The organism is Streptomyces sp. ID05-39B, assembly GCF_033794725.1.
GTDB lineage: Bacteria > Actinomycetota > Actinomycetes > Streptomycetales > Streptomycetaceae > Streptomyces > Streptomyces bobili.
Window position 1 is genome coordinate 1 of record NZ_JARGEF010000333.1, and the last position, 6,991, is coordinate 6,991.

At 70.5% G+C, this 6,991-nt stretch carries 4 protein-coding genes and 1 pseudogene; 4 read left to right on the plus strand and 1 reads right to left on the minus strand.

Translation table 11 applies throughout. The features are described 5' to 3' along the window. A pseudogene (locus P1P75_RS38070) lies at window positions 1-837 on the minus strand (cytochrome b/b6 domain-containing protein); the annotation flags it as partial. 413 nt (window positions 838-1,250) lie between these two features. Here P1P75_RS38070 and leuS point away from each other — a divergent pair. From leuS to P1P75_RS38090, 4 genes are all read left to right on the plus strand, one after another. Further along, entirely contained in the window at window positions 1,251-4,127 is a 2,877-nt protein-coding gene (leuS, locus tag P1P75_RS38075; RefSeq protein WP_319264036.1) for a leucine--tRNA ligase, read from the plus strand. A gap of 200 nt (window positions 4,128-4,327) precedes the next feature. After that, window positions 4,328-5,077 carry a hypothetical protein gene (locus tag P1P75_RS38080; RefSeq protein WP_319264038.1) on the plus strand — a complete coding sequence of 250 codons (750 nt, stop codon included), beginning with the start codon at window positions 4,328-4,330 and terminating at the stop codon, window positions 5,075-5,077. 118 nt (window positions 5,078-5,195) lie between these two features. Further along, window positions 5,196-6,041, plus strand: a complete 846-nt coding sequence (locus tag P1P75_RS38085) for a DegV family protein (RefSeq protein WP_319264040.1) — start codon at window positions 5,196-5,198, stop codon at window positions 6,039-6,041. A 110-nt stretch (window positions 6,042-6,151) separates the two neighbouring features. Further along, the coding region (locus tag P1P75_RS38090; protein ID WP_319264042.1) for an SLBB domain-containing protein at window positions 6,152-6,991 on the plus strand (840 nt) is incomplete at its 3' end.

The window sequence follows — 6,991 nt, forward strand, 5'->3', positions numbered from 1 at the left end:
GGGCGGGTCGAACAGGGGCGACGACGGTGCCGTGCGTCCGGCGCCCGCCGGGTCGGCTTCCCGGGCGGGGCGGCTCTCGTAGCCCGGCAGCGACTGGGACTCCGACATCCGGGCCCGGCTCGCGTCCAGGGCGTCGCGGCCGGCCGGCTCGTCGGTGCCGAGGACCGCGGCGATGCGGTCGGCGACCTCGCGCTTGAAGGGGCGCGGTGCGGAGCGCAGTGCGAGGGCGGCCATGACGCCGAGCAGGCACAGGCTGTAGAGGATCACGAAGATCGGCTTGGCCGCTCGACCCGCGTAGAGTCCGTGGATCAGCGCGGCACACCAGGCCGGGTAGGCCAGCATGTGCATGGCCCGCCAGCGGGCGGCCACCGGCGCCGGCGAGGCGAACCGGCTGCGCAGCGCTCCGGTGATGCCCACGAAGATCATCAGCAGTCCGGCCAGTGAGCCGAGGCCGATCAGGCCGGCGGTCCCGGTGACGCCGAGCGAGAACGGGATGACCGCGGCGATGAACTGCGTGTGGTCCAGCGCGATCTTCGTGGTGATGTGCAGCAGCAGGAACGCGATCGAGGCGACCGCCGTCGTCCGGTGCACGGCCTGGCCGATGAGCCGCTGGCGCGTGTTGAGGAAGATCCGGTCCTGGGCGACCAGGCCCCAGATCACCGAGCAGCTGAGCGAGACGAGGGACAGCACACCCGCGCCGAAGTTCAGGAACTCGCGGAACTGGTCGCCTCCGACCAGCACCACCACGGGTATGAGAAGCAGGACGACAGCGGACGCCACCCCGTAGGCCGACCGGCCCGGCTGGGGGAGCGAGCTGTTACTACGACGAGGGTTCATGGGGGCAACTCCGAGCAGTTCGGGAAAGCGGTCCCGATGCCGAACTCTAAGTGGGCGCCATACCGATGGGTACGAGGTTTGAGTTATTGCGTTGTTATCAAAGGACAATGTGGCCACAGCAGTGTCCCTTAGTGGCTGTTACGCGAAGTAATCCCTGACCTTGGTTCAGTTGCGGGTGCGGTACGCACGTGTCGACCAGGCATACGCAAGCGCGTCGCGGCTTGCTCAAGCCCTGCGGTACCCTGAGGCCATGCGTGCCGTACGCCTTCTGCTTAGCGAGCCGCGCTGATCAGTCCCGAACGCCGGAGAACCGGATGGTTCGGAATCGGCGCGGCGTCCCCTCCTGTGCGAGGGGATTTTTCGTTTCCTGAGTGGCAGCCGCTGGCAGAGACGATCGATGGAGCTTTGAGGACATGAGCGAGACGAACCCCGCTGCCACCGCAGAGGTGGCCGCGCCGCACCGGTACACGGCCGCCATGGCAGCCGACATCGAGGCACGCTGGCAGGACGTCTGGGACGCCGAGGGCACCTACGCGGCGCCGAACCCGAAGGGTGACCTCGCGGGCGACCCCGCGGTCGTCGCCCGGCCCAAGAAGTTCATCATGGACATGTTCCCGTACCCCTCCGGTGCGGGCCTGCATGTCGGTCACCCCCTGGGCTACATCGCGACGGACGTCTTCGCGCGCTACCAGCGGATGACGGGCCACAACGTCCTGCACACCCTGGGCTTCGATGCCTTCGGCCTGCCCGCCGAGCAGCACGCCGTGCAGACCGGCGAGCACCCCCGGATCACCACCGAAGCCGCGATCAACAACATGAAGTCGCAGCTCCGCGCGCTGGGCCTGGGCCACGACAAGCGCCGGTCGTTCGCCACGATCGACCCGGAGTACTACAAGTGGACCCAGTGGATCTTCCTGCAGATCTTCAACTCCTGGTACGACGACGAGGCGAAGCAGGCCCGCCCGATCGCCGAGCTGGTCGCCCGCTTCGAGTCCGGTGAGCGAGACCTGCCCGGCGACCGCTCCTGGAGCCAGCTGAGCGACATCGAGCGCGCCGACGTCCTGAGCGAGTACCGCCTGGCCTACGCCTCCGACGCGCCCGTCAACTGGTGCCCCGGCCTGGGCACCGTGCTGGCCAACGAGGAGGTCACCTCCGACGGCCGCTCCGAGCGCGGCAACTACCCGGTCTTCAAGGCCAAGCTGCGCCAGTGGAACATGCGCATCACCGCCTACGCCGACCGCCTGCTGGACGACCTGGACGCGCTGGACTGGCCCGAGGCCATCAAGCTCCAGCAGCGCAACTGGATCGGCCGCTCCGAGGGCGCCCGCGTCGGCTTCCCGATCGACGGCGAGCACATCACCGTCTTCACCACGCGCCCCGACACCCTGTTCGGCGCGACCTACATGGTGCTGGCGCCCGAGCACCCGCTGGTCGAGAAGTTCACCCCGGACGCCTGGCCCGAGGGCACGCACGACGTGTGGACCGGCGGCCACGCGACCCCGGCCGAGGCCGTCGCCGCGTACCGCGCGCAGGCCGCCTCCAAGTCCGACGTCGAGCGCCAGGCCGAGGCCAAGGACAAGACCGGCGTCTTCGTCGGCGCGTACGCGACCAACCCGGTCAACGGCGAGCAGGTCCCCGTCTTCATCGCCGACTACGTACTGATGGGCTACGGCACCGGCGCGATCATGGCCGTCCCGGCGGGCGACCAGCGTGACTTCGAGTTCGCGCGCGCCTTCGAGCTGCCGATCCGGTGCATCGTCGAGCCGACCGACGGACGGGGCACCGACACCTCCACGTGGGAGGACGCCTTCGCCTCCTACGACGCGAAGATCATCAACTCGTCGAACGGCGAGGTCTCCCTGGACGGCCTGGGCGTAGCCGAGGCCAAGGAGCGCATCACCGCGTGGCTGGAGCGGACCGGCGTCGGCGCGGGCACGGTCAACTTCCGGCTGCGCGACTGGCTGTTCAGCCGCCAGCGCTACTGGGGCGAGCCCTTCCCGATCGTCTACGACGAGGACGGCATCGCCCACGCGCTGCCCGAGTCGATGCTGCCGCTGGAGCTGCCGGAGGTCGAGGACTACTCGCCGCGCACCTTCGACCCCGACGACGCCGACACCGAGCCCGAGACGCCGCTGTCGCGCAACGAGGACTGGGTCGACGTGACCCTGGACCTGGGTGACGGCCGCGGTCCGCGCAAGTACCGCCGCGAGACCAACACCATGCCCAACTGGGCCGGTTCCTGCTGGTACGAACTGCGCTACCTGGATCCGCACAACTCCGAGAAGCTGGTCGACCCCGAGATCGAGCAGTACTGGATGGGCCCGCGCGCGGGGCAGCCGCACGGCGGAGTCGACCTGTACGTCGGCGGCGCCGAGCACGCCGTGCTCCACCTGCTGTACGCGCGCTTCTGGTCCAAGGTCCTGTTCGACCTGGGACACGTCTCCTCCGCGGAGCCGTTCCACAAGCTGTTCAACCAGGGCATGATCCAGGCCTACGTCTACCGCGACAGCCGTGGCATCGCCGTACCGGCTCTGGAGGTGGAGGAGCGCGACGGCGCGTACTACCACCAGGGCGAGAAGGTCTCCCGTCTGCTGGGCAAGATGGGCAAGTCCCTGAAGAACGCGGTCACTCCGGAGGCCATCTGCGCCGAGTACGGAGCCGACACTCTGCGCCTGTACGAGATGGCGATGGGCCCGCTGGACGTCTCGCGCCCGTGGGACACGCGCGCGGTGGTGGGCCAGTTCCGGCTGCTCCAGCGGCTGTGGCGCAATGTCGTGGACGAGGCGACCGGCGAGGTCACCGTCGTCGACGACGAGCCGGACGAGGACACCCTGCGTGCCCTGCACAAGGCTATCGACGGCGTGCGCCAGGACCTGGAGGGCCTGCGTTTCAACACCGCCATCGCCAAGATCACCGAGCTGAACAACCACCTGACCAAGGCGGGCGGCCGTCTGTCGCGCACTGTCGCCGAGCCGCTGGTGCTGCTGATCGCCCCGCTGGCCCCGCACATCGCCGAGGAACTGTGGCGCAAGCTGGGTCACACGGACTCCGTCGTCCACCGGGACTTCCCGGTGGCCGACCCGGCGTACGTCGTGGACGAGGCCGTGACCTGCGTCGTCCAGATCAAGGGCAAGGTCAAGGCGCGCCTGGAGGTGTCGCCCGCCATCTCCGACGAGGAGCTGGAGAAGGTGGCCCTGGCCGACGAGAACGTCGTCAACGCGCTGGGCGGCGCGGGGATCCGCAAGGTGATCGTCCGGGCGCCGAAGCTGGTCAACATCGTGCCTGCTTGATCAACACGGTGACGGCCCAGGGCGTGGGCGGTCGAGACCGGTGTGTTGGGGCTGGGCGTGGGCGGCTGAGGTCGGCGTGCGCTCGGGGTAGTCCCCTACGGGCAGGTTCGGGGTTCCGGTGGAACTCCGGGCCTGCCCGTAGCGTTTACCGTTGAAGAGCGGCGCGTGGTGTGCCGCTTCCGGGACCGGAGGAGGAGCTCGTGGAAGCAGTGATCGCGATCTTTGCCCTGCTTTTCGTGCTCTTCGTCGCGGTGGGTGTCTACGCGACGGTGAAGGTGGTCGGCGCCGCCAAGCGTGGCGTGGACCGCACCATCAACCAGGCCCGCCGCACGGTGGAGGACCACACCCTGCGGGCCAAGTCCTTCGCCCAGTTCGGCCCTGCCGGTGAGATCGCCCAGCTCCGCCTCAAGCTCCGCACCTCGATGAGGGCCACCCAGGAGGCGCTTCAGGCGGGAGTCGCCGAGGACGAGTCCCTCAAGGAGTCCCTCGCCCTCTTCGCACGCCTCAGCGGGCACGGCCGCGAACTGGACGACGAACTGAAGCGGCTGGAGTCCGAGCCCGACCGGGCCACCCTCGTCGAGCGGCTGCCGTCACTGAGGGAGCGCACCGAGCGGGTCACGTCCTCGGCGGACTCCCTGCGCTGGGCCGCCCGCGACCGGGCCCGCCGCTTCGCCGACGACGACCTGGACACCCTCCACGCACAGATCGACCTGGAGGCCGGCGCCCTGCGCCACTGGACCACCGCGGACGACCCCGCACAGGCGCAGGCATCGTCCTCCTGGCCCCAGGCGCCCGCCGCCGGCAGCGCGACCGCAGGACAGACCTGGCCGGAGACGGAGACGCCCTCCTCGCGCGCGGCGGAGCCTCCCGGCCGGCCCGCCATCACGCCACCGGGACCGCGTCCCACCTACCCGTGGCAGAAGAAGCCACGGCCCGAGAGCACCACCTGAGGCACGTCAGGCACGGTACTGATCCGGCTGTCAGGCACGATACTGATCCGGTCAAGGGCCGGTCGGCCGTGCGGGGCCGGGCTCCCCTCCTGGGGATACGGCAGGTAACCTCCAGCTCATGTCCCGCCATGTCGCTATCGTCACGGATTCAACGGCCTACCTGCCGCAGGGGACGATGGAGCGCCACGGCATCACCGCGGTACCGCTGACCGTCGTCCTCGGCGACCAGGCACTCGAAGAGGGCACCGAGATCTCCACCCGCTCCCTGGCCCAGGCACTCCAGAAGCGACACTCCGTCACCACCTCGCGCCCCAGTCCCGAGGTCTTCGCACGGACCTACCGCCGGATCGCCGAGGCCGGCGCCACCGGCATCGTGTCGCTGCACCTGTCCGCCGAACTGTCGGGCACCCACGACGCGGCGGTCCTCGCGGCCCGAGAGGCACCCGTGCCGGTGCGGGTGGTGGACACCGGCATGATCGCGATGGCGCTCGGATTCTGCGCGCTCGCGGCGGCCGAGACCGCCGAAGCGGGCGGCACGGTGGACGAAGCGGTCACGGCCGCGGAGAAACGAGCCGCAGGCACCTCCGCCTTCTTCTATGTCGACACCCTTGACTATCTGCGCCGCGGCGGCCGTATCGGCGCGGCCCAGGCCCTCCTCGGCTCCGCGCTCGCGGTCAAGCCGCTGCTCCAGCTCGACGGCGGGCGCATCGAGCCCTTGGAGAAGGTGCGTACGGCGTCGAAGGCGATCGCCCGCCTCGAGGAACTCGCCGCCGACCGGGCGGGCAGCGCCCCGGTGGACATCGCCGTCCACCATCTCTCCGCCCCTGACCGGGCGTCGGCGCTGGCGGACCGGCTGCGAGCCAGGGTGCCCGGCCTCGTGGAACTGCATGTGAGCGAGGTCGGTGCGGTGATCGGCGCGCACACCGGGCCCGGTCTGCTGGGGGTTGTGGTTTCGGCTCGGTGAGGAGCGGCCGAGCCACTCGTGCGGGTGGCGGAGTTATCCACAACCGGGTGGTTCTCCCCGGAAATTGAGCAAGATCATCGCGGTTTCGTGAAGTGTTCCATCCTCGTGACATGGCACTTCGATCAGGCACACGGACCACTTCCGCGACGAGTGGACCCGGGCGCAGGCCCGGCTCCGACGGACGCGTCCGACACCGACGGTCACCGGCACGCGGCCGGGTGGGGAACCGCCATGCCCCGGCGGAGGAGCTGCGCCGACGGGCGCAGCTGCTGTTCGGGGAACGGAGCGGCGAGCGGGGAGAGTTGGGGATGGGGCCGCCGGGGGACGACGACGCCTCGTCAGGTACGGCCGAGGCCACGGGTGAGGGCACGGCCGAGGGTGCGGGAGAGGGCCGTGTCACGGCCGAGGGTGCGGGAGAGGGCCGTGCCACGGCCGAGGAGGGTGACCGTACGGGCGCGACCCGTGGGCCGGGGGACTGGCGGGAGCGGGCCGGGCTGGCTCTGCGGGAGCGGCTGCCGGTGTGGGCCCAGGCGCGGTGCGGGTTGGAACGCAGGAGCGTGCTCGCGCTGGCCGTGGTGGTGGTAGCCGTCGCCGCGTTCGCCGTCCAGCACTTCTGGACCGGTCGTGCGCAGCCTGTGCGGGCCCCCGAGGTGGTGCAGGCGGCCGCTCCCTACGGAGTCGACGAGCGGAGCGGGCCGACGGAGCCCTCTCCTTCGCCTCCGGCGCCCGGTGGAGCGGTGGGCACGGCGCCGGAGATCGTGGTCGACGTCAGCGGCAAGGTCCGGGACCCCGGCATTCATCGGCTGCCGGCCGGTTCACGTGTGGTCGACGCGCTGACCGCGGCCGGTGGGGTGCGGCCGGGTACGAACACTGACGGTCTGAACCGGGCGCGGTTCCTCGTGGACGGGGAGCAGGTGGTCGTGGGGGGACCGCCCGGGGCCGGCCTCCCG

Coding starts and splice junctions, on each gene's coding strand:
- leuS (WP_319264036.1), top strand. CDS start 1,251: ATGAGCGAGACGAACCCCGCTGCCACCGCAGAGGTGGCCGCGCCGCAC.
- P1P75_RS38085 (WP_319264040.1), top strand. CDS start 5,196: ATGTCCCGCCATGTCGCTATCGTCACGGATTCAACGGCCTACCTGCCG.